Annotated in this window: 21 protein-coding genes and 2 tRNA genes; 11 read left to right on the top strand and 12 right to left on the bottom strand. The window is 60.3% G+C overall.

The genetic code is table 11. The annotated features are described in order from the left end of the window. Window positions 1–16 precede the first annotated feature (16 nt). Both G5154_RS15255 and G5154_RS15250 read left to right on the top strand, forming a co-directional pair. Window positions 17–92, top strand: a tRNA-Lys gene (locus G5154_RS15255). Between the two features lie 16 nt (window positions 93–108). After that, window positions 109–184, top strand: a tRNA-Val gene (locus G5154_RS15250). A 338-nt stretch (window positions 185–522) separates the two neighbouring features. Here G5154_RS15250 and G5154_RS15245 read toward each other — a convergent pair. Beyond that, window positions 523–1,836, bottom strand: coding sequence for a sodium-dependent transporter (locus tag G5154_RS15245; protein ID WP_421251146.1), 1,314 nt, complete (start codon window positions 1,834–1,836; stop codon window positions 523–525). A gap of 431 nt (window positions 1,837–2,267) precedes the next feature. Here G5154_RS15245 and G5154_RS15240 point away from each other — a divergent pair, with 431 nt between their 5' ends. Then, complete coding sequence (locus G5154_RS15240; RefSeq protein WP_005362977.1) at window positions 2,268–2,987, top strand: substrate-binding periplasmic protein; 720 nt, start codon at window positions 2,268–2,270, stop codon at window positions 2,985–2,987. 3 nt (window positions 2,988–2,990) lie between these two features. On the opposite strand, the gene G5154_RS15235 is transcribed toward G5154_RS15240, so the two are convergent. Together G5154_RS15235 and G5154_RS15230 are read right to left on the bottom strand one after the other, a co-directional pair. Then, on the bottom strand, window positions 2,991–4,304 hold the full coding sequence (locus tag G5154_RS15235; protein WP_421251147.1) for a sodium-dependent transporter: 1,314 nt from the start codon (window positions 4,302–4,304) through the stop codon (window positions 2,991–2,993). Between the two features lie 211 nt (window positions 4,305–4,515). Then, entirely contained in the window at window positions 4,516–5,355 is an 840-nt protein-coding gene (locus tag G5154_RS15230) for an isopenicillin N synthase family dioxygenase (protein WP_421251148.1), read from the bottom strand. Between the two features lie 206 nt (window positions 5,356–5,561). On the opposite strand from G5154_RS15230, the gene G5154_RS15225 reads away from it, so the two are divergent. After that, window positions 5,562–6,125 carry a DUF2799 domain-containing protein gene (locus G5154_RS15225; RefSeq protein WP_005362971.1) on the top strand — a complete coding sequence of 188 codons (564 nt, stop codon included), beginning with the start codon at window positions 5,562–5,564 and terminating at the stop codon, window positions 6,123–6,125. Between the two features lie 51 nt (window positions 6,126–6,176). On the opposite strand, the gene G5154_RS15220 is transcribed toward G5154_RS15225, so the two are convergent. After that, the gene (locus tag G5154_RS15220; protein WP_421251149.1) at window positions 6,177–6,995 is read right to left on the bottom strand and encodes a Cof-type HAD-IIB family hydrolase; all 819 of its coding nucleotides are present in this window, start codon (window positions 6,993–6,995) and stop codon (window positions 6,177–6,179) included. Between the two features lie 110 nt (window positions 6,996–7,105). Next, window positions 7,106–8,335, bottom strand: a complete 1,230-nt coding sequence (locus G5154_RS15215; RefSeq protein ID WP_421251150.1) for an MFS transporter — start codon at window positions 8,333–8,335, stop codon at window positions 7,106–7,108. Window positions 8,336–8,441: 106 nt separating this feature from the next. Here G5154_RS15215 and G5154_RS15210 point away from each other — a divergent pair, with 106 nt between their 5' ends. Together G5154_RS15210 and G5154_RS15205 are read left to right on the top strand one after the other, a co-directional pair. Beyond that, on the top strand, window positions 8,442–9,065 hold the full coding sequence (locus tag G5154_RS15210; RefSeq protein WP_376902267.1) for a helix-turn-helix transcriptional regulator: 624 nt from the start codon (window positions 8,442–8,444) through the stop codon (window positions 9,063–9,065). Between the two features lie 311 nt (window positions 9,066–9,376). Next, window positions 9,377–9,853, top strand: a complete 477-nt coding sequence (locus G5154_RS15205; RefSeq protein ID WP_005304871.1) for an Lrp/AsnC family transcriptional regulator — start codon at window positions 9,377–9,379, stop codon at window positions 9,851–9,853. A gap of 132 nt (window positions 9,854–9,985) precedes the next feature. On the opposite strand, the gene G5154_RS15200 is transcribed toward G5154_RS15205, so the two are convergent. After that, window positions 9,986–10,303 (bottom strand): hypothetical protein, encoded by a 318-nt coding sequence (locus G5154_RS15200; RefSeq protein ID WP_005343224.1) that lies wholly within the window; start codon window positions 10,301–10,303, stop codon window positions 9,986–9,988. Between the two features lie 145 nt (window positions 10,304–10,448). Continuing rightward, the gene (locus tag G5154_RS15195; protein ID WP_421251151.1) at window positions 10,449–10,676 is read right to left on the bottom strand and encodes a hypothetical protein; all 228 of its coding nucleotides are present in this window, start codon (window positions 10,674–10,676) and stop codon (window positions 10,449–10,451) included. A gap of 205 nt (window positions 10,677–10,881) precedes the next feature. On the opposite strand from G5154_RS15195, the gene G5154_RS15190 reads away from it, so the two are divergent. Beyond that, window positions 10,882–11,337, top strand: coding sequence for a nucleotide triphosphate diphosphatase NUDT15 (locus G5154_RS15190; protein WP_103250915.1), 456 nt, complete (start codon window positions 10,882–10,884; stop codon window positions 11,335–11,337). 73 nt (window positions 11,338–11,410) lie between these two features. After that, a complete protein-coding gene (gene chrA / locus G5154_RS15185; protein WP_421251200.1) occupies window positions 11,411–12,562 on the top strand; it encodes a chromate efflux transporter in 1,152 nt (383 codons plus the stop codon). A gap of 74 nt (window positions 12,563–12,636) precedes the next feature. On the opposite strand, the gene msrB is transcribed toward chrA, so the two are convergent. From msrB to malQ, 4 genes are all read right to left on the bottom strand, one after another. Beyond that, complete coding sequence (msrB, locus tag G5154_RS15180; RefSeq protein ID WP_040068248.1) at window positions 12,637–13,023, bottom strand: peptide-methionine (R)-S-oxide reductase MsrB; 387 nt, start codon at window positions 13,021–13,023, stop codon at window positions 12,637–12,639. A 68-nt stretch (window positions 13,024–13,091) separates the two neighbouring features. Next, window positions 13,092–15,248: a glycogen debranching protein GlgX gene (gene glgX, locus G5154_RS15175; protein ID WP_258720742.1), complete on the bottom strand. Its 2,157-nt coding sequence runs from the start codon at window positions 15,246–15,248 to the stop codon at window positions 13,092–13,094. Next, window positions 15,248–17,425, bottom strand: coding sequence for a 1,4-alpha-glucan branching protein GlgB (glgB, locus tag G5154_RS15170; RefSeq protein ID WP_421251152.1), 2,178 nt, complete (start codon window positions 17,423–17,425; stop codon window positions 15,248–15,250). The genes glgX and glgB overlap by 1 nt, the downstream gene beginning before the upstream one ends. An 82-nt stretch (window positions 17,426–17,507) precedes the next feature. Further along, the gene (gene malQ / locus G5154_RS15165; protein ID WP_421251153.1) at window positions 17,508–19,697 is read right to left on the bottom strand and encodes a 4-alpha-glucanotransferase; all 2,190 of its coding nucleotides are present in this window, start codon (window positions 19,695–19,697) and stop codon (window positions 17,508–17,510) included. Window positions 19,698–20,044: 347 nt separating this feature from the next. Here malQ and gap point away from each other — a divergent pair, with 347 nt between their 5' ends. After that, on the top strand, window positions 20,045–21,040 hold the full coding sequence (gene gap, locus G5154_RS15160; protein WP_158112746.1) for a type I glyceraldehyde-3-phosphate dehydrogenase: 996 nt from the start codon (window positions 20,045–20,047) through the stop codon (window positions 21,038–21,040). An 86-nt stretch (window positions 21,041–21,126) separates the two neighbouring features. Then, window positions 21,127–21,993, top strand: a complete 867-nt coding sequence (locus G5154_RS15155; protein WP_421263948.1) for a D-hexose-6-phosphate mutarotase — start codon at window positions 21,127–21,129, stop codon at window positions 21,991–21,993. A gap of 70 nt (window positions 21,994–22,063) precedes the next feature. Here the strand turns inward: G5154_RS15155 and nadA are convergent, their stop codons facing one another. Beyond that, complete coding sequence (gene nadA / locus G5154_RS15150) at window positions 22,064–23,137, bottom strand: quinolinate synthase NadA (protein ID WP_005335706.1); 1,074 nt, start codon at window positions 23,135–23,137, stop codon at window positions 22,064–22,066. Window positions 23,138–23,277: 140 nt separating this feature from the next. On the opposite strand from nadA, the gene G5154_RS15145 reads away from it, so the two are divergent. After that, the gene (locus tag G5154_RS15145; protein WP_139462051.1) at window positions 23,278–25,383 is read left to right on the top strand and encodes a methyl-accepting chemotaxis protein; all 2,106 of its coding nucleotides are present in this window, start codon (window positions 23,278–23,280) and stop codon (window positions 25,381–25,383) included. The last annotated feature ends 14 nt before the right edge of the window (window positions 25,384–25,397 follow it).

Genomic DNA, 25,397 nt, shown 5'->3' with positions numbered 1-25,397 from the left:
AAAAAATGATTTAGATGGGTCGTTAGCTCAGTCGGTAGAGCAGTTGACTTTTAATCAATTGGTCGCTGGTTCGAATCCAGCACGACCCACCATCATTTCAGAATCCCAGGTCGTTTAGCTCAGCTGGGAGAGCACCTCCCTTACAAGGAGGGGGTCACTGGTTCGATCCCAGTAACGACCACCATATTCGCAAGCGAGGCTGAGATATAAGCTTCAGTTGCAGAGAAAGTCCCCATTCAGATGGGGATTTTTTTTTGCCTGAAATTCAGTACTCCCGCTTCTTCTGTTGCCGTTGTGGCGAGCAAAGCACCACCTCTTATTGTGCCACTCTGCCACTCTGCCACTCTGCCACTCTGCCACTCTGCCACTCCGATCCTTCTTCATCCTGCTCTTCCGAGATTGTTCGACGGCCACTGACTTCACTCCTGTCCATCGTGATGCTGCTCATATGAACGCCTGTTAAAGCAAACGCCAGCAATAAAAAGGGCAGGCCAAGGCCTGCCCGCACGGATTCGCAAGGTGTTACATGATCCCGCGGATCAGGATCCCGCTGATCAGCAGCGGCGCCACCACGCGCCAGCACCAGAGCAGCGCCAGACGCAGGGTGGGTGACAGGCCCGAAGGGAGAATGGCATCACCCAATCGCCAGCCCAGCAGCAGGGTCAGTACCAGACCAAACAGCGGCATCATCAGGTTGGAGGTCAGATAGTCGAGCAGCTCGAAGATGGTCTTGCCAAACAGGGTCAGATCGTTCCATGGGCCGAACGACAGGCTCACCGGAATGCCGGAGGCCATGATGAGCAGGGTCAGTACCCGGCAGGCTCCACGACGCGACCAGCCCCACTCTTCGGTAGTGAAGCGCACCAAATGCTCCAGCATGGAGATGGAGGAGGAGAGAGCGGCGACCAGCAGCAACAGGAAGAAGATCACCCCCAGCCCCTGACCGAACGGCAGATGACTGAACACGGCAGGCATGGTCATAAAGGTGAGCCCTGGGCCCGCGGTGGGATCGATGCCGGTGGAGGCCAGCGCCGGGAAGATCATCAAGCCTGCCAGCACCGAGATAAGGCTTGCCAGTGTGACCACCCAGACCCCGGAGCGCAGCACCCCTTCGCTATTGGGCAGGTAGGCGCCATAGGTAGTGTGTACCCCGAGCCCGATGGAGAGGGAGAAGAAGGCCAGCCCCAGCGCGTCCAGCACGCTCTGGCCGGTCAGCATGGAGAAGTCCGGCAGCAGCAGCTGGCGCACACCCGCCATGGAGCCCGGCATGGAGAGACCGACCCCCACCAGCAGCAGCATCATGATGAAGAGCGCGGGCATCATCCAGCGCAGTGCCCGCTCCACCCCTTTCTGAATACCCCCCTGCACGAACCACCAAGTCAGGCCCGCGAAGATCAGATGGGTCAGCACCGGCCACCAGGGGTTGCTGACATAGCCGTTGAACAGGGCGGTGAGGGCGCTCCCCTCGCTCAGGTTGAGCTTGCCAGCCATCGCCAGCGCGGCGTAACCCACGGTCCAGCCACCGACCACGCTGTAGAAGCTGTAGATAAAGAAGCCGCAGGCGATCCCCATATACCCCATCCAGCGCCAGTTCGGCCCCACCAGTTTGCGAAAAGCGCCGAGCACCCCGCGCTGGCTATGGCTGCCGAGCAGGGTTTCGCCGACCTGTACCGCTACCCCCAGGGTGAAGCTGAACAGCAGAAACACCAGCAGAAAGGCGCCACCGCCATTGGTGGCGGTCACATAGGGAAACTTCCAGATGGCACCAAGGCCAATCGCTGTGCCTGCTGCGGCCAGCACATGACCGAGACGGGAAGACCACTGAACCTGGCTCATACAACCTCCGGGTAACACGACATCGAAGCAATACTCCTCTGTAGCAATAAACGACAGACAACAAAAAGGCCGCCCGAGGCGACCTTTGCAATGAACATTCAGAAAAACTGTGCGTGCAAGGTCACCTCTCTTGCGAGCTAAAAAATCGACCAAACAGCACGAGGATGGCAGACATGAGGTGGCAACCTGACCAATGAATGAGGGAACAGCCTAAACCATGGAAAGAATAATTGACACATAAAATCAAAAATTTTTTATGTGTGCCGCTGTCACCACTCTGGCTATACGTACAACTCAATGGGGGAAAACCTCGCCGGGCCGTATCTTTTCTACCTTGTGGCTATTTACTGGGCGATAATCGACGTAGCTTCTTCTGGAACTAGTGACCGCTACATGGCGCTGACGGGAACAACGATGAGACAGGATGTCGTATGAGATGGATGGTGCTGCCCTGGTTACTGATCAGCCTGAGTGTGTCGGCGCAGTCCGGATTAACCCTGCTGAGTCACGACTTACCCCCCTTTACCGAATACCGCGATGGCAAGCTTGATGGCTTCGCCATTCGTTTGATTGATGAGGTGCAGGAGGAGCTTGGCACCCGCTATCCGGTGCGGATTTACCCGCTCAAGCGGGCGCTGGCGCTGGCACGGGTCGAGCCCGGCTATGGACTGTTCGTGGTACAGCGGCTCCCGGAGCGGGAGTCCCATTTCAAATGGGTTGGCCCGCTCTTTATCAATCGGGTCTTTATCTATCAGGCGCCGGATAGTCGCCACCCGCTGACCTCGCTGGCACAGCTGCGGGATCTGCCCAGAGTGGGGGTCGTGCTGGGTAATGCCGATGACGTGCGGCTGACCCATGAGGGCTACACCAATCTGGTGCGCTACAAGACAGTCGGGGAGGCGATAGAGCGGCTGATGCTGGGCAAGATCGATGCCTTGCCGATGGCGGAGCTGGTGATGGAGGCCACCCTCGACAAGATGGGGTTATCCCGGCGCAGCATCGTCAGCAGTGGCGTGCTGCTCCATCAGGCCGGTCTCTATATCGTCTTCTCCAAGGGAACGGATGATGCCGAGATCACCCGCTGGCAGCATGCCCTGGAGGCCGTCAGAGCCGCCCAGGGGCGGGCCGATGAGCCCACCCGCGAAGAGTAACTGTCACACCAGACCGCGAATCAAGATCCCGCCGATCAGCAAGGGGGCAATCCAGCGCCAGCAGTTCATCAGCAAGTGATGCCAGTGGCTGGCAATCCCCTGCGGCAGCGCCTTGCGTCCCAGCTTCCAGCCCAGCAGCAGCGTCAGCATCAGGCCGAACAGCGGCATCATCAGGTTGGAGGTGACAAAGTCCAGCAGCTCGAAGATGGTTTTGCCAAACAGGGTTGCGTGTTGCAGCGGGCCAAACGACAGGCTGACCGGAACACCGCTAACCATGACGAATCCAGTGATGGCGCTGCAGGCCGTGCGGCGTGACCAACCCCAGGTCTCGCACAGGAAGCACTGCAAATGCTCCAGCAGGGAGATGGCCGAGGAGAGCGCGGCAAAGACCAGCAGGGCGAAGAAGATCACCTCAAGCACCTGACCGAAGGGCAGCAGCTGAAATACCGCCGGCATGGTCATAAAGGTGAGACCGGGGCCGGAGGCCGGGTCGATACCGGTCGAGGCCAGCACCGGGAAGATCATCAAACCCGCCAGCACTGCCACCATGCTGGCCAGCAGCACCACCCAGAGGCTGGAGCGACCAACCCCTTCGCTGGTCGGCAGATAGGCGCCGTAGGTGGTGTGGATGCCCAGACCGATGGAGAGGGAGAAGAAGGCCAGTCCCATGGCATCGAGCACGCCAGACATCCCCAGCTTGCTGAAGTCGGGCATCAGGAAGTGACGTACTCCCGCCATCGCATTGGGCAGGGTGAGGCCAAAGGCGACCAGCATCAGGATCATCAGGAACAGGGCCGGCATCATCCAGCGCAGAGTGCGCTCCACCCCTTTCTGAATGCCCCCTTGCACCACCATCCAGGTGAGGGCGGCAAACAGCAGGTGAGTGAGGATTGGCCAGACGTCACCGCTGACATAGTCATTGAAGCGGGCGGTGAGAGCCGCCGCATCGCCATGGTTGAGCTGGCCTGAGATGGCCATGCTGGTATAACCCAGGGTCCAGCCGCCCACCACGCTGTAGAAGCAGTAGATGAGCAGGGTAGAGATCACCCCCATTACCCCAACCCAGCGCCACTGTTTGCCGAGCAGATCGGAGAAGGCACCGACTACCCCGCGGCGACTCATGCTGCCGAGCAGGGTCTCCCCCATCAGTACCGCAACCCCCAGGGTGAAGCTGAACAGCAGAAAGACCAGCAGGAAGGCGCCGCCGCCGTTGACGGCGGTGACGTAGGGGAATTTCCAGATTGCGCCGATACCGACCGCGGAACCCGCTGCGGCAAGGATGTAGCCGAGTCGGGATGACCATTGGGACTGCTTCATAAGAACTCCAATCGAGCGCCCCTTGGCAGGGGCAGAATGGCGCTCATGTTACGGAGGTCACGGCGCAATCACTACGACGGTTATCAGGTGTAAATGCGATTTATTGGCATGATTGGCTAATTTAATTCTGTTTATTGCCCAATCCTGCCACCAAATAAAAACCGGAGCGAGATTGCTCCGGCTTGGTCTCTGACAACTGCTCGTCGGCGGACTAGATCACCCCGAGCTCCCGCAGCCGCTCCATCAGGTAGCTGTGGGCGGTATGACGCTCGGAGAGCACTACATCCGGGCGCGGATGGAGGAACAGCGGCAGGGAGATACGCGACTTGGCTGCGCTGCCACCGGTCGGGTTGATGACGCGGTGAGTGGTGGAAGGGTAGTAGCCGCGAGAGGCCTCCTGCAGCATGTCGCCGATGTTGATGATGAGGGTGCCAAAGTCGCACGGCACATCCATCCATTCGCCGTCGGAACCCTTCACCTGCAGCCCCGGTTCGTTGGCGGCGGGCAGAATGGTGAGCAGGTTGATATCTTCGTGGGCGGCGGCGCGGATGGCGCCCGGCTCCTCGGTGCCATCGAACGGCGGATAGTGCAGCACCCGCAGCAGGGTCTTCTGGCTCTCTTCGATCATCGAGGAGAGGGGGCAGCTGTAGTGAGCGGCGATATCGGCCGGGGTGTACTGCTCGACCCAGCCCAGCAGCTCGGCGGCCAGACCGTTGGCCAGACGATAGTACTCCATCGCCTGCTCCTTCAGCTCTTCCGGCATCTGGCCCCAGGGGTAGATGTGGAAGTACTCCTTGATGTCTTTCTGGCTATGGCCCTTGGCCACCTCGGAGACCGAGGGGGGGAAGTAGCCATCCTGAGTCTCGCGGTTGAACAGGAAATCCTGCTTCTGCTCGCTCATGAAGAAGCGATACCAGTTGTCGTAGATGGACTGCACCAGCTCTTTCGGAATGGGGTGGTTGGTCAGCACGCCAAAGCCGGTGGTTCGCAGGGATTCGGTGAAGCGTTGGGCCGCATCGGGTGAGCGGTAATCGACGATCAGGACTTTCATTGTTTTTGTTGCGCGCCAGTTAAAAGATGGCGCAGTTTACCTTGCACCTGATAACAAGGAAAGCGGGTTGGCTGCCCGTCTGGCACGGCGTTGAATAGTGACAAAAATATCAAATAAACCGCACCAGACCACGCGGGGGCGCATCCCTTGTTATGGCCTTTTATCCTCTCTAGAATGCCGGTCACTATCTTTTCCGGAGTCTGTTCATGTCCCCCAAAATCCTGTTGCTGACCCTGCCGGTATTGCTGGCGGGATGCAGTGCCCTGTCAGAAGATGAGTGCCGCACCATGAGCTGGTACAACCTGGGTTATCAGGATGGATCGGAAGGCAAAACCCGTCAGGCGACCCGCGATTACGTTTCGTCTTGCAGCGAATATGGCCTCAAAGTGGATGAAGCCGAGTGGAAACGGGGCTACGACAAGGGGCTGGAGCTCTACTGCATTCCCGAGCTGGCTTACAGCAAGGGCAAGGAGGGGCAGGCCTATCTGGGGGTATGCCCCAATGATGCCAGCTTCCTCAAGCAGTATCAGCGTGGCTACGAAGAGTACAAACTGGCTGCCCGCCTGCGGGAGATCAGCGACGAGCTGGAGCGTACCGAGCGTGATATCGATACGCTGGAGCGCAGCATCCGCAACGAAACCAACACGGAACAGCGCGACTACTACCGCGCCAAGCGCGATCGGGCCATTCGCCACTACGAATCCCTGCGCCGGGAGTACAACCGTCTGCGCTATCCGGATCGGGTGATCCAGTTCTCCTTCGGCGGTTAATCCCTCTCTTCATGGCCAGCCCGTGTGCTGGCCATGTTGCATCCTGTCAGATCAGGGCAGTACCCAGCGCTGCAACGCCAGTGCGATGCCATCTTCGTTGTGGTCGGCCGTGACCCGATGGGCATGACTCTGGATCTGCGGGGCCGCATTGCCCATGGCCACCGCCAGCCCCACCTGCTCGAACATGCTGATGTCGTTGTTGTTGTCACCAAACGCCACCACCTGATCCATCGCAATCCCTTCGCTGGCTGCCCACTGGGCAAGCCGGTTGCCCTTGCTGCAACCGGGCTGTACCAGCTCCACCGCATAGGGGGCCGCCCAGTCACGGGTAAAGGGCATCTGCTCGACCACCTCGCCCATAAAGGTGTGCAGGCGCGCCGGATCCTGATTGAACAGCTCCAGCTTCCAGACCGGGTTGTCGAGCCAGCCTGCCAGCACCTCGACCGGGTGGAGGGCGATCTTGAGGTGGTCCGGCTGATTGGCCGACCAGTGGCGGATGCGAGTGACATGCTCTTCACAGCCGATGTAGCCAATGCCCTCGCTCAGGTGGAACAGGGCGCCCATCTGCTGCGCCTCGACCGCGGCCAGCAGCTCGGTAAGCGGGGCGACCGCCAGCGGGTCGCCGCTGATGATCCGGTTCTGCACCGGATCATAGAGATAGGCGCCGTTGCTGCAGATGAGGGGGGTATCGAGGGCCAGCTCGTGGTGGAAGGGGCGTGCCGTCATGTAGTGGCGCCCCGTGACCAGCAGCACCTTGATGCCGTGGGCGCGGGCCTGCGCCAGGGCTGCCCGGGTGGCCGACGAGATCTTGTGATCCCGGGTCAGCAGGGTGCCATCCATATCGAGCGCGATGGCCTTGTACTCACTCATAGCTCCTCCAGCATCGAACAAATCCGCAAAGAGCTTTACCGTCCCAGACCCGGCGCCCCGATGCAAGTCTTGCCCGCGGCCGAAGCGCCGAACTGTGATCCCTTCGTGGCTCAGGTGCAGCTTGCCAGCTGTTGACGACGGTCGGCACGGCGGCGCAGCAGATAGAAACCGGCGGCACTGGCAAGGGAGCAGAGGGTGGCGAGATAGAAGGGCCACTCGGTACTGGCCAGCAGCACCAGACTGCCGAGCAGCACCGCCAGGATCTCGCTACTTACGGCGAGGGCGCGGTAGAGCCCCATCGCCTGCCCCTGCTGCTCCGGGTGACTGCGGTTGGAGATCGCCACCGAGGTGGCCAGCTCCCCCAGACTCATGCCGATGCCAGCGGGAACGAAGGTAAGCGCCAGTCCCCACCAGTGCACGGGCAGGATAAAGAGCAGCATGCCGCTCGCCATCACCAGATGGCCGACAATGCCGAGGGAGCTGCCGCGCCAGTGACGGGCGATGCGGGAGCCGAGCCAGGAGCCCGCCATCATGGGCAGGCTCACCAGCACCGCCGCCTGCGCCAGCTGGGCCGGATCCCAGGCCAGCCTCTCCACCAGCCAGATATTGAAGTAGGTGAAATAGAGCTGCACGGCGCCATAGCTGATCAGGGTGAGTGCGAAGTAGGGCAGCAGGGCCGGTTGCAGCAATAGCTGGCGGCTGGAGAGGGTCACAGCCTGACGGGTGGCCGCCACCGGCGGACGATAGGGGATCAGCCAGTAGACCAGTAGCAGGTTGAGCAGGGTCATTCCTACCGCCAGCCAGGCAGCCAGACTGTAATCCCCCGAGATCACCGCGGCGTAGCCCCCGAGCATCGGCCCCACTACCCAGCCCAGATTCATGCCGATGTTGATCCAGGCGAAGCTGCGCGCCTTGTGCTCCTTGCCGGCGAGATCTGCCGCCATCGCCTGCACGATGGCGATGTTGCCGTTGCACAGCCCCTCCACAATCCGGCTGAGCAGCAACAGGGGGAGGGAGCGCCAGGCGATACCGAGTGCCATCAGGGCATAGCCTGCCAGTACCCCCGCCAGCGAGAGCAACAGCAGTGGCTTGCGGCCATAGCGGTCGGAGAGGCGACCGAGCCAGGGGCTGCCCACCAGCTGGAACAGCGGATAGAGCCCCATGATGACCCCCAGCCACACCTTGCGGCTCCAGTCGGAGGCTTCCGGCGTCAGCATGCCGTGGGCCGGCTCCAGCAGCAAAGGAGCCAACACCGGGGAGGGGAGACTGAAGCCTGCAACTGCCAGCGTGACCGTCATGACCAGCACCCAGAGGGGATTTTTGTGCTCGTGTTTCTCCATGCCTCACCCATTAAGTAAAGTTATTGGTTTATTTATGCTGGTTCATAGACGGGATTAAGTAAAGTGAATTATTGATTTAATAAAGGTGGCTCCCCATAATGAGATCATGAACGCAAGCACCGACAAGATCCTGTTTCTGCTCAAGAGCCATGGCCCGCAGAGCGCCGCCGCGCTGGGGGAGCAGTTGCAGATGACCTCCATGGGCGCCCGCCAGCACCTGTTCGCACTGGAGCAGGAGGGGTGGGTCACATTCAGCGACGAGGCGCGCGGGCGCGGTCGTCCCGTGCGGCTGTGGCAGCTCACCGAGCAGGCTTGGCAGCGCTTCCCCGATAGCCATAGCGACCTGACCGTGCAGCTGATCGACAACGTGCGCGAGCTGTTTGGCGAGGAGGGGATGGAGCGGCTGATCCAGCAGCGGGAGCAGCAGATGCTTGCTCGCTATCAGGAGGCGCTGGGGTCCCATGGCTTATCTGGCCGGTTGGCGGCGCTCAAGGAGCTGCGTACTCGCGAGGGCTATATGGCGGAGATCCTTCGCGAAGAGGATGGCAGTTGGCTGCTGTGGGAGAGCCACTGCCCCATCTGTGCGGCAGCGCGTACCTGCCGCGGTTTCTGTCGCAGCGAACTGGCGCTGTTTCGCCAGCTGCTGGCGCCGGCGACGGTGGAGCGGGAGCAATATCTGCTGGAGGGGGCGCATCGCTGCCTCTATCGCATCACGCCGCCTGCGCTCTGATTTCGTCAAACGCCCAAAAACAACAAAGCAGGCGCCGGGATGCCTGCTTTGTTGCCTTCGGGGAGGGGGTTCTCTCGTTCCAGCCCGTCGTTTCCCGATAAGGTAAGACGGCTGATGGGGCTCTTGACCCGGTAAGGTCCTTCACCGCAGAGACCCGGTCAGGTATCTGCTTCGCCACCGGAAGATGTAACCATAGTATCCCTCCCGTGCCGGTGAGTGGTTGCAAAGTGACCACTTATTTCGGTTGTTTTTGCAATAGTTCACCCTTAATCTAGGAAAAGTGGATTAGTCATTGCAACGAGGAAGGGTAAATGCTGAAACTTGATCGCATAGACAGACATATTCTCGAGCTGATGCAGGAGAATGGCCGCATCAGCAATCTGGAACTGGCCGAGCTGGTCGGGCTCTCCCCGTCCCCCTGCTCCCGCCGGGTCAAGGCGCTGGAGGATGCCGGTCTCATCGACACCCACGTTACTCTGCTCAACGCCCGCCAGCTTGGCCTCACCCTCACCGCCTACATTCACATTTCCATGGACAGACATACGCCCGAGCGGTTCGAGAATTTCGACCGTGCCATCAGCGAGCTGCCGGAAGTGCTGGAGTGTGATCTCATCACCGGTAATGATGCCGACTACCAGCTCAAGGTGGTGGTGCGCGACATGGAGCACTACCAGCACTTCCTGCTGGACAAACTGACCCATATTCCGGGGGTGACCGGTGTGCGCTCCAGCTTCGTGCTGCGCCGCATCAAGCACAAGACGGCGCTGCCGCTCAATCATCTGGGTTGAGGCTGCGCAAACCGCTTAATAGAAACAGAAAGAGGAGGCCAGTGGCCTCCTCTTTTGCTATTCGCTCTTGGTTATTCGGTCGTGGTTATCGGGTCTGGGTTAGCTGTCGCGGTGACGGGGTGACTGCTGTGGTCAGACGCTGACCTGGCTGATGTCTTCCACCTGCAGCAGCCAGCCGCTCTGCTCCTGCTGCGGTTCGCCGCTGACTCGCAGTCGCTCGCCGGTCGGCACCCACTGCCCCTCGGGCAGGGAGACCAGCAGGCTCTCGCTGCCGTTGTCGAACAGCCAGCGATCTTCGCCAAGCGATTCAATCAGATAACCTTCCATCTCCACTCTGGACTCGGCTTGCCAGGATGGCGCAACGGAATCACGGCTCTCGATGAAATCCCCCTGAACACCAAAACTGGCTAGCCCCCACAGAATGGAGAGCCCGACGATGGATGTTTGCATCTTGTCTCTCCTCTTTTGGAACTGTAGGGCCAGTATGGGAACAGAAAACTGAGCGCACCATGAACAAGGTGGCAAAGTGCTGGCGAGATCGCGAAAAAATCCGGCCAATTGGCCGGCAGTGTCATTTTATGGTGTCTGGATCACACTATTTGGCGGCTTCTCCTGCCATCCGTTCAGCTCTTGGCTTATTCGTCCACATGGCTACCCCGCGATGATCCCCACAGATCCCCTCTGCTACCACGGCGCGAACCCGGGTGCCATCTTTGCAAATGGCCTGCCAGGCGTCAGCATCATCGATGGCGAGCGAGTTGGGGGGCTGCGTGGTTTGGCAAGCCGTGAGCAGCAGGGCGCACAGGGGGAGCAATTTTTTCATGGCGGACTCCTCGGGGTAATGGGGGACTGAGAGGATTGGGATGACCTCTCCATCCGGCCTTCACTCCCCAGCATCAGTGATAACCGGTTAAGGGGCAAGGGGGGGACCACTGACGGCCGCAGGTGCCGTGCAGCCGGGGCTTGCCCTGTACCCTCCTTGGGCCTATGGTGGGGCCGTTTTATTGCCTGATTGAAGGAGCGTTTTCATGTCCACTCTCTATCCCCGCGTCGGGGTCGGCGTCATCCTGACCAACGCCCAAGACCAGGTGCTGCTTGGCAAACGCAAAGGGAGCCATGCCCCCTACTGGTCGATCCCGGGTGGTCATCTGGAGTTGGGGGAGAGCTTCGAGTCGGCGGCGATCCGCGAGGTGGCCGAGGAGACCGGACTTGAGATCCACGGGCCCGAGGTGGTAGCGGTGACCAACAATCTGGAGACCTGGCGCGAGAGCGGGCTGCACTATATCTCGGTGACGCTGCACGCCCGAGCCGATGGCGAACCGCAACTGCTGGAGCCGGAGAAGTGCGAAGGCTGGGTCTGGTGCGATCCGCGCGAGTTGCCCGAGCCCCATTTCGACGCCAGCCGCCAGTCCATTGCTTGCTGGCTGGCGGGACGCTGCTATTTGCCGGGTGATATGCCCATGGTGTCGGCCGAATCAGCCTGATTGTCATAAAACGATCATCGCGCTGTCATAATATCCCCTCTCCATCGGGAGAAGAGGGATGAGGGAGAAGAGCGTGGGACAGGTATTTATTCAGTTTTTATGGCTGGGATGCATCAGTTTTGGCGGCCCGGCCGCTCATATCGGCTATTTCCAGCGTACCTTCGTCCAGCGGCTCGGCTGGCTGACACAGGCCGAGTTTGCCCGCCTGCTGGCGCTGTGCCAGCTGCTGCCGGGGCCCGCCTCCAGCCAGCTTGGTTTCGCCATCGGTCGTCATCGCGCCGGTCTGGGCGGGGCGCTCTCTGCGTTTGTCGGCTTCACGCTGCCCTCATTTCTGCTGCTACTGGCGGCCGCGATCGGTATCGGTCAGCTGGGCAGCAATCTGTGGCTTGATGCGGCGCTGCACGGCCTCAAGCTGCTGGCGCTCATCGTGGTGGCCGATGCGGTGCTCACCATGAGTCGTCAGTTCTGTGCCACGGGAATGACCCAAGGGATCATGGTGGTGACCGCTGCTGCACTCTGGTGGCAGCCCGGTCTGATGACTCAACTGTTGATGCTGGCGGGAGCGGCGCTGATCTGCGCCCGCAGCCAGCGCGGGGCGGGTAGTCGCCCTGCCACCGCCGAGCTGCCTGCTGCCGCTGCCAGTCAGCCTCATTGGCCGACCCTGCTGCTGTTTGGCATCCTTTTTATCGGTCTGCCGCTGCTCGGTAGTCCGCTTGGTCAGCTGGTTGCCGACTTCTATCGCGCAGGTAGTCTGGTGTTTGGCGGTGGCCATGTGGTGCTGCCGCTACTGCAAGAGAGCGTGGGACACACTCTCAACGAGCAGCAGTTTCTGACCGGTTACAGCCTGGCTCAGTTGGTGCCGGGCCCCATGTTTACCCTTGCCACCTATCTTGGCGCCCAGTTGCAGCCCGAGATGCCGATGATTGGGGCCCTGTCGGCGACCCTGGCGCTCTTTGCACCCGGTTTTCTGCTGCTCTGGGCGGTGGGCCCCTGCTGGCAACAGTGGCTGGCCCGTCCCCGTCTGGCGGGGGCCGTCACCGGCATCAATGCTGCCGTAGTGGGCTTGTTGCTGGCGGCCCTCTATCAGCCGGTGTGGCAGAGTGCAGTGCTGGTTCCGAGAGATCTGGCGCTGGCCGTTATCGGCTTTTATCTGCTGCGGGTGTTGAAGTTGCCGGTGCCGGCCATCGCGGCCCTGTTGGTGATGGCTGCTATCCTGCTGGCGTGAATGCGGTTAAATCCCGATAAAAAAACGGCGCCTCCATAGTGGAGGCGCCGTTTTTATTGCAATGGGTCAGCCGCTTAAGCGTCGGGATCGAAATCCAGACTCAGGCTGTTGACGCAGTAGCGCTGACCGGTCTCGGTCGGTCCATCGGGGAAGACGTGACCGAGGTGAGAGCCGCACTGGCGGCAGGTGATCTCCACCCGCTTCATGCCGTGGCTGTTGTCTTCGGTGTACTCAACCGTCCCCTCGATGGCCTTGTCGAACGAGGGCCAGCCGCAGCCGGAATCGAACTTGGCTCCTGAGTGAAACAGCACGCTCTTGCAGCAGACACAGAGGTAGTCGCCGCTCTTGCGATTGTGGAGCAGGGCGCCGCTGTAGGGGCGTTCGGTGCCCTTCTCCCAGCAGACGTGAAACTGCTCGGCGGTCAGTTTGCTGCGCCACTGTTCCGGATTGTTACTGCTCATACCGACTCCTTGCCATCCATACCGGAGCCCAGCATAGCGGCTCCGTAAAGCTGACTCCAGCATGCCTCTTATGCTTTACCTGTATCTGTGATCGAGGTGGCAACCATCTCCTTACCGGATGCAGGGAGAATTTCCTGCTGCGGTGGTTGGGCATCCTCCGCCGTGCTGGCCAGCGCCACCCGCTCCAGCAGTTTGAGGGAGTGGGCCCGGCCGACCGCTACCTGCCGTTTGATGTCATCGGGCAGGAAGGGCAGCCCATCGTTGGTGGCGGTGTCGATGGTCTGGATCCACTCCAGCCCTTCCCCCGGCGGCGGCAGGCGGAACTGGATATCATAATCGCTGGCGTTGAACAGCACGTACCAGCGCTCGCCAACACAGTTGATCATGCCGATATCCATGGCGAACGCCTGCCCCATGGGGGCGTGCCAATCCTGATCGGTGAGCTGGTGGCCGTCCGGGTGATACCAGTTGACCTGATGGCAGCTGGACGGGGTGCCATTCCAGCTGTCGTCGCTCAGTTGCAGGTTGGAGAAGACGCACGACTCCGCCCGCAGCGCCATCATCTGCTGGGTGAAGGCGAACAGCCGCTCATCCTCCGGTCGCCACTGCCAGTTGACCCAGCTGATCTGGTTGTCCTGACAGTAGGCGTTGTTGTTGCCAAGCTGGCTGCGGCCCATCTCGTCGCCGGCGAGGAAGTGGGGAGTGCCTTGGGAGAGTAGCAGGGTGGCAATCAGATTGCGCTTCTGCTGCTGGCGCAGGCTGTTGACCCGCGGATCCAGGGTCGGCCCCTCTACCCCATGGTTATAGGAGAGGTTGTTGCCGTGGCCATCCCGATTGTCTTCACCGTTGGCCTGATTGTGGCGCTGGTTGTAGGAGACCAGATCCTCCAGGGTGAAACCGTCGTGATAGCAGAGGTAGTTGACGCTGGTGTGGGGGGAGCGCCAGTTCTTCGGGAAGATATCCCGCGAGCCTACCAAGCGGGTGGCAAAGTCCCCCATCTTGCCCGCATCACCGCGCCAGAAGGCGCGCACCGTGTCGCGGTAGCGGTCGTTGATCTCCTGCCACTGGCTCGGGAATTGACCCAGCCGGTAGCCGAAGGGACCGATGTCCCAGGGTTCTGCGATGAGCTTGACCTGTGACAGCACAGGGTCGGCCATCACGGCCTTGAAGAAGGCGCCCATGGGCTCGAACTCCCCCGCTTCCCTCGCCAGTGTCACCGCCAGATCGAAACGGAAGCCGTCCACCTGCATCTCGGTGACCCAGTAACGCAGGGCATCGAGCACCAGCCGCAGGGTGTTGGGGTGATCCAGATTGACGCTGTTGCCACAGCCGGTCACGTTGGCGTGACGGGTGTAGTCCGGGCCGTGGGGGCCCGCTTCGAAGGCGTAGTAACCGGCGTTGTCAAAGCCCTTGAACGAGAGAGTAGGGCCGTCGAAGCCAGAGGCGGCAGTGTGGTTGTAGACCACATCCAGGATCACCTCGAGACCGGCCCGGTGCAGCTCGCGCACCATGGTCTTGAACTCGGTCACCGCCTCGTCTGCTCGGGTGCTGTAGCGCGGCTCCGGGGCGAAGAAGGCGATGGGGTTGTAGCCCCAGTAGTTGGTCAGTCCCAGCTGCTCCAGTCGCGGTTCCGACATGAAGGCGGCCACCGGCATCAGCTGCACTGAGGTGATCCCCAGACTCTTCATATGCTCGATGATCAGCGGATGGCTGATGCCAAGGTAGGTGCCTTGCAGCTCCTTAGGGATCCCAGGGTGCTGCTTGGTAAAGCCCTTGACGTGGGTCTCGTAGATAATGGTGCGGGCCGGGCTGATCCCGGGTTTACCAACCCCTTGCCAGTCAAAACTGTCATCCACCACCACCGATTTGGCAATCATCCCGGCACTGTCCCCCTGATAGAGGGCTTCATCCCAGTAGGTGGGACGACTGAGCGCCTTGGCGTAGGGGTCGATCAGCAGTTTTTGCGGATCGAACAGCATCCCCTCCTGCGGGGTGCCATAGACCCGATAGCCGTAGCGCTGACCGGCCTTTACGCCGCGCACGTAGCCAAAGCGATACTGGCCACGGCGGCCGGGCAGCTCGAGGCGCGCCAGCTCCTGCTCCTGCTCGTCGTACAGGCAGATCTCCACCTTGTCCGACTGGGGGGCCCAGACGCAGAAGTGGCAACCGTTCTCGTCAAGGCGGGCCCCCAGTGGGTGGCCCACCCCTTTTTCCATTACAAGCATCAAGACTCCTGTTTGATAAACAAGGTCGCCAGCGGCGGCAGATCCAGCACTATGCTGTGTGCCATCCCCTGCCAGGGGGTCGGCTCGGCAGCGAACACCAGACCTACATCATAGTTACTGCCCCAGTAATACTCGCTGTCGGTGTTGAGCACCACCCGATAGTGGCCCGCCGCAGGGACGCCGATCCGATATTCGATGCGGGGCACCGGGGTGAAGTTGCAAGCCACCACAATAGCCTGCTTGCCCTCTTTGTCCGCCCGCAGCCAGGCAAAGATACTGTTGTCTGCATCGTTGTGATCCAGCCAGCGGAAGCCGGTCTGCTCATAATCGGCCTGATACAAGGCAGGCTCATGACGGTAGAGGTGGTTGAGATCGTGGATCAGCCGCTGCTGACCGGCATGCTTGGGATATTGCAGCAGATGCCACGGCAGCTGGGCGTCGTGGTTCCACTCGTTGCTCTGGGCGATCTCGGTGCCCATGAAGTTGAGCTTCTTGCCCGGGTGGGCGTACATGAAGCCCATGTAGGCGCGCAGGTTGGCGGCTTGCTGCCACTCGTCGCCCGGCATCTTGTAGAGCATGGAGTGCTTGCCGTGCACCACCTCGTCGTGGGAGAGCGACAGGATGAAGTTCTCGTCATAGTGGTAAACCATGGAGAAGGTCATGTCGTTGTGGTGGTAGCGACGGTGGATCGGCTCTTTCTGCATGTAGGTGAGGGTGTCGTGCATCCAGCCCATGTTCCACTTGAAGCCAAATCCGAGGCCGCCGAGGAAGGTGGGGCGGGAGACGCCGGCAAAGGCGGTGGACTCTTCGGCTATGGTCATGGCGTGGGGATACTTGCCGTAGACCTCCTCGTTGGTCCACTTGAGCAGGCTGATCGCCTCGTAGTTGTGGTTGCCGCCATCGACGTTCGGTACCCACTCACCGGCGTTGCGGGAGTAATCCAGATAGAGCATGGAGGCGACCGCATCCACCCGCAGGCCGTCGATGTGGAACTTGTCGAGCCAGAACAGGGCGCTCGCCACCAGGAACTGGCGCACTGTGTCGCGGCCGAAGTCATAGATGTAGGAGTTCCAGTCCGGGTGCCAGCCACGGCGCGGATCTTCATATTCGTAAAGCGGGGTACCGTCGAAACGGGCCAGGCCGTGGGCATCGGACGGGAAGTGGGCGGGCACCCAGTCCAGAATGATGCCGATGCCAGCCTGGTGGCACTGGTCGACGAAGTATTTGAAATCATCAGCGGTGCCGTAGCGGCTGGTAGGGGAGAACATTCCCACCGGCTGGTAGCCCCAGGAGCCGCTGAAGGGGTGCTCGGAGACCGGCAGCAGCTCGATGTGGGTGTACTCCATCTCCTTGACGTAGGCGACCAGCTCCACTGCCAGCTCGCGCCAGCTCAGGCTGTCGCCGTTGGGGTGGCGCTTCCAGGAGCCGACATGGAGCTCATAGATGGAGAGCGGCTGCTCGCGCTTGTCGTTGTGCTGGCTGGCAATCCACTCGGCATCATGCCACTGGTACTGGGCGTGGTCATAGACCACGGAGGCGAACGACGGATACTGCTCGCAGTAGAAACCGACAGGGTCGCTCTTGTGGGGCAGCCGGTTGCCCATGGGGTCCTTGAGCTCGAACTTGTAGCGATCCCCGGCCTTGAGGCCCGGCACAAACAGCACCCAGTGACCGCACAGGCTACGCTGCATCGGGTGGCGGCGGCCATCCCAGAAGTTGAAATCGCCGATGAGGCTCACGGCGGTGGCGCTCGGCGCATAGACCGCGAAACGCACCCCCTCCACCTGCTGGCCAAGATGCTCCACGGTGCGCAGCTGGGCGCCAAGGGTGTGATAGAGGTTTTCCGGCTGGGCGGTCAGTTCGGCCAGGCCTGCCCAGGCGGCATCCTGAAACTGATAGGGGTCGATGACCTCGGTGGTGGCATCTTGGTAGCTGGCGATCAGCTGATAGGGGAAGGAGTTTTTGCGGCGGGTGAAAACAGTTTCAAAAAGACCCGATTCATCGGTGGGCGCCAGGGTGGCAACGACTTTGCCCGACTTGAGATCCTTGACGCGAACTTCGAGGGCATCAGGCAACCAGGCGGTCAGTTTGAGGCCGGGTCCATCCGGATTGGCCTGCAGGCCTAAGTGAGAGAAGGGATCGGAACAGCGGGCAGCAACCAAACGTTCAACGAGCATCGAGATTTCCTTTCATGACAGAGCATCCACTCCGGCCGAAGCCGGAGTGGATTTAGGTGAGTGCGCTGTGGTAGACAGCGTCTCAACGACTGGCCTCATCACGGGCTTGGCTCATCTTGCCAGCCAGTGCCTTGAGTGCCTCATTGGCAAAAATATCTTCCAGATCAGCGGAGAGCTTGCGGCGCCAGTTGGGGTATTCGTAACTGGTGCCCGGTACGTTGACCGGCTTGTCCATCTCCAGCCAGTCTTCCAGCTGGGTACTGAATAGGGCGCAGCTGCCGCGGGACATGTGGATCTGCAGACCGTGGTTGAGTTCGGTGTTCATGCCGACCCAGTTCACGTCATGACTGATGTTGTCAGAGATGACCTTGTGGGCATGCAAGCTGTCGAGGATCCGCTGTTTGGCCTGGTGGCGATCAGCATACAGAGTCTTCAAAACATCTTCATCCGGATACAGCCCCAGTTGACGACCGAGCGCCAGGTCGTCGCAATGCCAGAAGCCCTTGAGGGTCGGCATGTCGTGGGTGGTCAGGGCCGACATCGCCTGCTCGGTGTAGTGCGCCGGAGAGATAAAGCCGCCATCTTCCTTGGAGCGCTCGAAGAAGAACACCTTGTAGGAGTGGACGCCGTTCTCTTTCAGAGTCACGTCGATCCCCTCCGGCACGGTGCCCAGATCCTCGCCGATCAGCAGGCACTGATTACGGTGGGATTCGAGGGCCAGAATGCCCAGCAGATCGTTGACCGGATAGTAGATGTAGGCGCCCTTGGCGGCGGACGCTCCGGGCGGTACCCACCACAGGCGCAGCAAGGCCATCACGTGGTCGATGCGCAGAGCGCCACAGGAGCGCATGTTGGCACGGAACAAGTCCACCATCGGCTGGTAGGCCGCTTCAAACAGCTTGTTCGGGTTCATCGGGGGCAGGCCCCAGTTCTGACCAAGCGGGCCGAGGATATCGGGCGGCGCACCGACCGAGGCTTTCGGGCAGTAGAGATCCTGGTTGGCCCAGATCTCGGTGGAGCCTTCGGAGACGCCCACTGCCAGATCCCGGTAGATCCCCATCACCATGCCGGCAGCCTTGGCACGGGCATCGGCTTGCGCCAGCTGCTCGTCGGCCAGGAACTGCAGATAGAGGTAGAAGTTGACATCTTGCGGGTGCTCAGCCATCCAGGCGGCAACGGCAGGGTTGTGGTAATCGCGCAGCTCCTGCGGCCATACCGGCCAGCCCCAGGCATTTTCGCCTTTGGCATAGAAGTGGGCCTGCAGGGCATCAAATGCTGCCTGCTGTTGCAGGCTGTCGCCACCGGCGGCCACGAAGGCATCAAAGGCAGCCTGACGCTCGGCGTCAAGGCTGGCTTCGTCGAACACCTGACGCAGCATGCCGAGTTTGGTCTGGATCACGCCGGTGTAATCGACGTTCTCTTTGGCACGCAGGTCGGCCAGATGTTGCTGGAAGGCAGGACTTGCCACTTCCGCCTTCAGGCGATCGCTCTGCTGGAATTCGGGCACCGCTTCCACATTGATATAGGCCACGTTGAGCCAGCGACGGGAAGAGGGGCTGTAGGGACTGGCGCTCTCCGGATTGGCCGGATAGAGGGCGTGGATGGGGTTGAGGCCGACGAAGTGGGCACCCCAGGCGGCGGCTTTCTCAACCAGTTGGCCCAGATCGCTGAAATCACCGATACCCCAGTTGTGGCGGCTGCGCAGGCAGTAGAGCTGCACGCTCGGACCCCATACCTTGCGGCCATCGGCAATCGGCGCCTGTTTGTAGCAGGCCTTGGGGGCGACGATGAGGCGCATGGTGGCCAGTGGTTCGTCATTGCCCTCTTCCAGCAACACCAGCTGGTGATAACCCAGCTCCGGGGCCATATCCAGAGTGACACGATAGGCCTGGCACTCCATCTCTTCAAATTCGGCCACGCCGACCAGCTCACCCTCGATGGGGGTGAATTGACCGGACAGCACCGCACCCTGCTCCTGCTGGAGCTGCCAGGTGAGGGCGTCGTTGACGAATTCGATGGGGAGGCGAACCTCAAGGGTAACGGCGTCGCCGGTGCGAACCACCATCACAGGATCCAGCGCCCGCAGCCAGTGCTGGCGATGCTCCTCTTCCAGCTGCTGCACCAGTGCGGCCTCGTCATCGACGCGGTAGCCCATGGCGCCCAGCATGGCGGCCTTGCTCTCTTCTGATACCTGGGCCGGGTGGCCCCAGGCATCGACATACTCGCTGGCGATACCTTTTGCGGCAGCCAGCTGTTCAATCAGGGTGGTCATAGTTTGAGAATTCCCGCTGTGGATTCTATCTATACTATTTTGTTTGATTTTTATGGGGTGGTACTTGAACAGTGGCTCTTTGGCCATGCTAAACCGCGCACATTTTTACATATCTCTGTGAATGGTTGTGTGACCGAGTAGGCACTATTGTTGATATCTGCGCGATGCCACGACCTGGCACTTTTTTCGTCAAAACGTGGTAATCAGTTACATAAACAGAAAATTAATTTCACAGTTTTTCATGATATAGCGCAATTTCAGACAGAATGTTGGTTGACTCACCGGAGAGTTCTAGTAAATTTACAAGCGGAATTTTCTTTGACTACTGAACAGTTAGGTAACTAAATATGACTATCAAAGTAGGTATTAACGGTTTTGGCCGTATCGGTCGTTTCGTATTCCGTCTGGCTTGCGAGCGTGCAGACATCGAAGTTGTTGGTATCAACGACCTGATCGATGTTGACTACATGGCTTACATGCTGAAGTACGATTCAACTCACGGTCGTTTCAACGGTACCGTTGAAGTTAAAGACGGCAACCTGGTTGTAAACGGCAAAACCGTACGTGTTACCGCTGAGCGTGACCCGGCCAACCTGAAGTGGGGCGAAATCGGTGTTGACGTTGTTGCTGAAGCTACCGGTCTGTTCCTGACCGACGAGACTGCTCGTAAGCACATCGCTGCTGGTGCCAAGAAAGTTGTTCTGACTGGCCCGTCCAAAGACGCTACCCCGATGTTCGTAATGGGTGTTAACGACTCTACCTACGCTGGCCAGGACATCGTTTCCAACGCTTCCTGCACCACCAACTGCCTGGCCCCGATCGCCAAGGTTCTGAACGATACCTTCGGTATCGAGTCTGGCCTGATGACCACCGTTCACGCTACCACTGCTACCCAGAAGACCGTTGATGGTCCGTCTGCCAAAGACTGGCGCGGTGGCCGCGGTGCGGCTCAGAACATCATCCCGTCCTCTACCGGTGCAGCCAAAGCTGTTGGCGTAGTTATCCCGGAACTGAAAGGCAAGCTGACCGGTATGGCTTTCCGTGTTCCGACTCCGGACGTGTCTGTTGTTGACCTGACCGTTAACCTGAAGAAAGCTGCCACCTACGCAGAAATCTGCGAAGCGATGAAAGCTGCTTCCGAAGGCGCTATGAAAGGCGTTCTGGGCTACACCGAAGACGAAGTTGTATCTACCGACTTCCTGGGTGAGCGTCAGACCTCCGTATTCGACGCCAAGGCTGGTATCCAGCTGAACGACAAATTCGTTAAAGTTGTATCCTGGTACGACAACGAAATGGGCTACTCCAGCAAAGTTCTGGACCTGATCGCTCACATCTCCAAGTAATTTGGGATGCGCAATCGCGTAGCTTGAAAAAGGCGGCCATTGGCCGCCTTTTTGTTTTTCGGTTTCCCCTGATGACAGGAGTCCACATGCAATCCATTCGTCCCCTGACAGCCAGCTGCAAGCTTGCCAACAATGCGGCCGGTCTGCCGGTTCTCACCATCAACAACGACTATGCCAAGGCAGAAATCAGCCTGTTTGGCGCCCATGTGCTCAGCTATCAGCGTCATGGCGAGCCGGCCTCTATCTGGCTGAGCGATAAAGCGGTGCTGGATGGCAGCAAGCCTGTTCGTGGTGGTATCCCGATCTGCTGGCCCTGGTTTGGCCCGGCGCCCGCCCGCGTCGGTAGCGGCAAGCCCTCCCACGGTTTTGCCCGTACCACCCTCTGGATGCTGGACGGGGTCTCCGATCACGCTGACGGCACGCTTGTTCATCTTTCCCTGCGCGACAGCGATGCAACCCGCGCCCTGTGGGATCACTCCTTCGAGCTGGAACTGGACGTGCTGGTGGGCAAAGAGCTTTCGCTGGTGCTGACCACTCGCAACACAGGTGCTCAGCCATTGACCTATAGCGGTGCGCTGCACACCTATTTGCAGATCAGCGCACCAGAGGCGGTAAGCGTCACCGGCCTGGGCGAGCCCTATGCCGACAAGCTGACCGGACAGGATGCCAAGCAGCAGGGGGCATTGACCCTGAGCGGGCCGCTGGATCGGGTCTACTGGCAGCCAGAGGCGCTGGTGAGCGTGCTGGATGGTGAGCGCGAGATCCGGGTTGTCAGTGGCAACCACGACAGCGTGGTGGTCTGGACTCCCTGGCTGGAAGGGGCCACCGCCATGGCCGACATGAGCGACGATGGCTATCGCACCATGCTCTGCGTCGAAGCAGCCATCGCTGGCGAGGCGGGTGTGACCGTTGCGCCGGATGAAGAGCACAGCCTCTCCACCGTGATCATCTGAGCAGGATGAGGTTCAGATAAATAAAGAGGGCTCCCGCGGGAGCCCTCTTTGCATCTCGTGACGGCGACAATCAGGCGTTGCCCTGAGTCTTGAGCTTGAGTTCGGCGGCGAAATTGAGCATCCGGTCGAGGGGGATCAAGGCTTTGACCCGCAGATCTTCGTCGACATGGATCTCGTGGCGCTCGGCACCGTCGGTGAGGGCTTCCTTGATCGCCACCAGACCGTTCATCGCCATCCAGGGGCAGTGGGCGCAGCTGCGGCAGGTGGCGCCATCGCCACCGGTCGGTGCTTCCACCATCTCTTTCTCCGGACAAGCCTGCTGCATCTTGTAGAAGATGCCCCGATCGGTCGCCACGATCAGTTTCTGCTGGGGCAGCTCTTTGGCTGCCTTGATCAGTTGACTGGTGGAGCCGACCGCATCGGCCAGCTCAATCACCGAGGCGGGGGATTCCGGATGAACCAGCACGGCGGCATCCGGATTCTGCTCTTTCAGCTCGCGCAGGGCACGGGCCTTGAACTCGTCGTGGACGATGCAGTGGCCCTGCCAGCGCAGCATCTGCGCCCCGGTCTTCTTCTCGATATAGGCGCCCAGATGGCGATCCGGGCCCCAGATGATCTTGTGACCCAGACTGTCGAGGTGTTCGACGATCTCCAGCGCAATGCTGGAGGTCACCACCCAGTCAGCCCGTGCTTTGACGGCGGCCGAGGTATTGGCATAGACCACCACGGTATGGTCGGGATTGGCATCGCAGAAGGCGGAGAACTGCTCGATGGGACAGCCCAGATCGAGGGAGCATTCGGCCTCCAGAGTCGGCATCAGCACCCGTTTGTGGGGGCTCAGGATCTTGGAGGTTTCCCCCATGAAGCGCACCCCGGCGACAATCAGGGTCTGCGCCTCGTGATCGCGACCAAAGCGGGCCATCTCCAGCGAGTCACCGACGAAACCGCCGGTGGCTTCGGCCAGCGCCTGGATCTCGGGATCCGTGTAGTAGTGGGCAACCAGTACCGCCTTGCGCTCCTTGAGCAGTGCCTTGATTTCTGTGGTCAAGGTCGTTCTCTGCTCGGCACTCAGGGGAAGAGGTTTGGCCGGAAAGGGGTAGTCCATCGCGACTACCGGCGGGACACTGCTCAGTGCATTGCTCATTGCGACAGTTCCATCAACGCTCGGGAAGGCAAAAATTATAACCAGAAGCCTGCCACAAACCCATCAACAAATCGGGTGAAGCGCAAGTGGGCGAATATACTCAAGTAATTCGTTGTTATTCTGCCATAAGGAGTTGTCGCATGAAGCAACGTTCCCTCAAGTTCAAGTTGTTGTGCCTTACCATGGGGCTATTTCTGCTGACCGGGCTGGCCATGACCCTGTTGCAATCGGCCTCTTTCAGCTCCCTTCGCAACATGGTGATGACCCAGACCAGCGATGCACTGGAAGAGGAGGTCTCCCGCAGCCTGCAGTATCAGGCGGAGCGCTATGCTATCCAGATTGCCTCGCTGATGCAGAACTCCTATCAGATCCCCCTGACCGTGACCGCCCAGATTGAAGCCGGTATGGCCAAACCGGAACTGCGCTTGTCGCGGCCCCAAGTGGAGTCTCTGCTCGGCAGCAGCCTGCAGCAAGCGAGCGGGATCAGCTCCATTTATGCCCAGTTTGAACCGGACGGCTATGATGGCGAGGATGGCAACTGGCTGGGCGGGGCCAGCCACTCGGTGGCAGGCAAGGGGAGTCTGGAGGTCTATTTCACCAAGGATCAGGGAGGGGCCGTCGCTCAGCAGGCGGTGGACGCCGCTGCCAGCGAGGCCAAGTTTGATACCTCTCTCAACGAGTTTGGCATTCGCAACAGCGAGTGGTATCTCTGTGGTCGCGATACCCGCCAGCCCTGCCTGATGGAGCCCTACCTCTACGAAATCAGCCCGGGCAACAAGATGCTGATGACCAGTCTGACAGTGCCCGTGCTGCGTGACGGCAAGTTTGTCGGGCTGGCCGGGGTGGATATGAACCTGCCCATCTTCCAGCAACTGGCTGAAAACCTTGGCAAGAGCCTCTATGACAACAAGGCGGATGTGACCCTGGTCAGCAAGATGGGGCTGATTGTGGGCAGCAACCGCTATGCCGACAAGCTGGGCCGTCCACTCAAGGAGGTGGGCCTGACCCTGCCTGACGGTCAGCCGGTCAGCAGCGACAGTGACTTTATTCTTCATCAGCCCATTCGTGTTGAGGCAGCCAATACCCAGTGGTGGTTGATGATCAAGGTGCCCAAGGCGCTGGCGCTGAGCAAGGCGCACGCCATCAGCAATGAACTGGGCACCCTGCTGGTGGATGCCCAGCGGCAGCAGATCATCGCCATGGGCGGGATCACTTTGCTGGTGCTGGGCTTGCTGGTCTGGTTTATTCAGACCATCACAGCGCCACTTTCCCTTATCAGCCGCCATGTGGGCCATCTCTCCAGCAACGAGGGGGACCTGACCCAGCAGATGGAGATCGACACCCATCAGGAGTTGATCGATCTGGGCGCCCAGCTCAATGCCTTTCTCGGCAAGCTGCGGGGCATGGTGCAAATGAGCAAGGGGATCGGTCAGCAGGTCTACCAGCAGGCGCGGGAGATGAAACATACCGCCGACACTATGCGTAGCAGCCTGGACGAGCAGAATCTGGAGCTGGAGAGCGTGGTGAGCGCCATGCATCAGATGAGCACCACGGCAGTCAGCGTGGCGGGTTATGCCGAGCAGGCGGCGCAGGAGTCGGAAGCGGCGACACACCACATCAATACCGCACAGCAGACCCTCAGCAATGCCCGCAACGAGATCCATACTTTGGTCGGCGATATGCATGAGGCGGACAAGGCGGTGGCGCTGGTGGCCCAGCGCAGCACCAATATCAGCAGGATCCTCGATGTGATCCGCGCCATTGCCGAGCAGACCAATCTGCTGGCCCTCAACGCCGCCATCGAAGCGGCACGAGCGGGTGATATGGGCCGTGGCTTTGCGGTGGTGGCGGATGAGGTACGGGCGCTGGCCAACAAGACCCGTGAATCGACCGACGAGATTGGCCAGCTGATTGGTAGCCTGCAAACAGAGGTGAGCAGCAGTCAACGTCTGATGAATACCGGCATCGAGCGCTCCACTACCACGGTGCAGGGAACCGAGCAGGCGTTCGAGGCACTCAATCGGGTGGTGGCCCAGATCCAGCAGATCCATGACCACATCAGTCAGGTGGCTACCGCCGCCGAGCAGCAGAGTGCCGTCAGTGATGATATCAACAAGAATTTGATGCGGATTGGTGATACCGCCAACGTGATCGGGCAGGAGGCCAGCTCCAGCCATCAACTGAGCGAGGCGCTGGAGCAAGCGGCTACGGCGTTGGCCAGTCAGCTCGATCGGCTGCGTACCTGAATAGTTGTCAGAGA

It is taken from the genome of Aeromonas sp. 600527 (assembly GCF_049175415.1).
In the GTDB taxonomy this organism is placed as follows: Bacteria; Pseudomonadota; Gammaproteobacteria; order Enterobacterales; family Aeromonadaceae; genus Aeromonas; species Aeromonas veronii_A.
Note: the sequence above shows the minus strand (reverse complement) of the source record. Positions and strands in the feature narration are given on the sequence as shown.

Bases quoted from the DNA above. Each gene is read 5' to 3' on its own strand.
- G5154_RS15205 (WP_005304871.1), top strand. From the start codon at position 9,377: ATGCTGAAACTTGATCGCATAGACAGACATATTCTCGAGCTGATGCAG.
- glgX (WP_258720742.1), bottom strand. From the start codon at position 15,248: ATGCTTGTAATGGAAAAAGGGGTGGGCCACCCACTGGGGGCCCGCCTT.
- G5154_RS15195 (WP_421251151.1), bottom strand. From the start codon at position 10,676: ATGAAAAAATTGCTCCCCCTGTGCGCCCTGCTGCTCACGGCTTGCCAA.
- G5154_RS15145 (WP_139462051.1), top strand. From the start codon at position 23,278: ATGAAGCAACGTTCCCTCAAGTTCAAGTTGTTGTGCCTTACCATGGGG.
- G5154_RS15200 (WP_005343224.1), bottom strand. From the start codon at position 10,303: ATGCAAACATCCATCGTCGGGCTCTCCATTCTGTGGGGGCTAGCCAGT.
- G5154_RS15230 (WP_421251148.1), bottom strand. From the start codon at position 5,355: ATGAAAGTCCTGATCGTCGATTACCGCTCACCCGATGCGGCCCAACGC.
- gap (WP_158112746.1), top strand. From the start codon at position 20,045: ATGACTATCAAAGTAGGTATTAACGGTTTTGGCCGTATCGGTCGTTTC.
- G5154_RS15235 (WP_421251147.1), bottom strand. From the start codon at position 4,304: ATGAAGCAGTCCCAATGGTCATCCCGACTCGGCTACATCCTTGCCGCA.
- G5154_RS15155 (WP_421263948.1), top strand. From the start codon at position 21,127: ATGCAATCCATTCGTCCCCTGACAGCCAGCTGCAAGCTTGCCAACAAT.
- G5154_RS15240 (WP_005362977.1), top strand. From the start codon at position 2,268: ATGAGATGGATGGTGCTGCCCTGGTTACTGATCAGCCTGAGTGTGTCG.
- G5154_RS15210 (WP_376902267.1), top strand. From the start codon at position 8,442: ATGAACGCAAGCACCGACAAGATCCTGTTTCTGCTCAAGAGCCATGGC.
- G5154_RS15245 (WP_421251146.1), bottom strand. From the start codon at position 1,836: ATGAGCCAGGTTCAGTGGTCTTCCCGTCTCGGTCATGTGCTGGCCGCA.
- malQ (WP_421251153.1), bottom strand. From the start codon at position 19,697: ATGACCACCCTGATTGAACAGCTGGCTGCCGCAAAAGGTATCGCCAGC.
- glgB (WP_421251152.1), bottom strand. From the start codon at position 17,425: ATGCTCGTTGAACGTTTGGTTGCTGCCCGCTGTTCCGATCCCTTCTCT.
- G5154_RS15215 (WP_421251150.1), bottom strand. From the start codon at position 8,335: ATGGAGAAACACGAGCACAAAAATCCCCTCTGGGTGCTGGTCATGACG.
- nadA (WP_005335706.1), bottom strand. From the start codon at position 23,137: ATGAGCAATGCACTGAGCAGTGTCCCGCCGGTAGTCGCGATGGACTAC.
- msrB (WP_040068248.1), bottom strand. From the start codon at position 13,023: ATGAGCAGTAACAATCCGGAACAGTGGCGCAGCAAACTGACCGCCGAG.
- G5154_RS15220 (WP_421251149.1), bottom strand. From the start codon at position 6,995: ATGAGTGAGTACAAGGCCATCGCGCTCGATATGGATGGCACCCTGCTG.
- G5154_RS15225 (WP_005362971.1), top strand. From the start codon at position 5,562: ATGTCCCCCAAAATCCTGTTGCTGACCCTGCCGGTATTGCTGGCGGGA.
- G5154_RS15190 (WP_103250915.1), top strand. From the start codon at position 10,882: ATGTCCACTCTCTATCCCCGCGTCGGGGTCGGCGTCATCCTGACCAAC.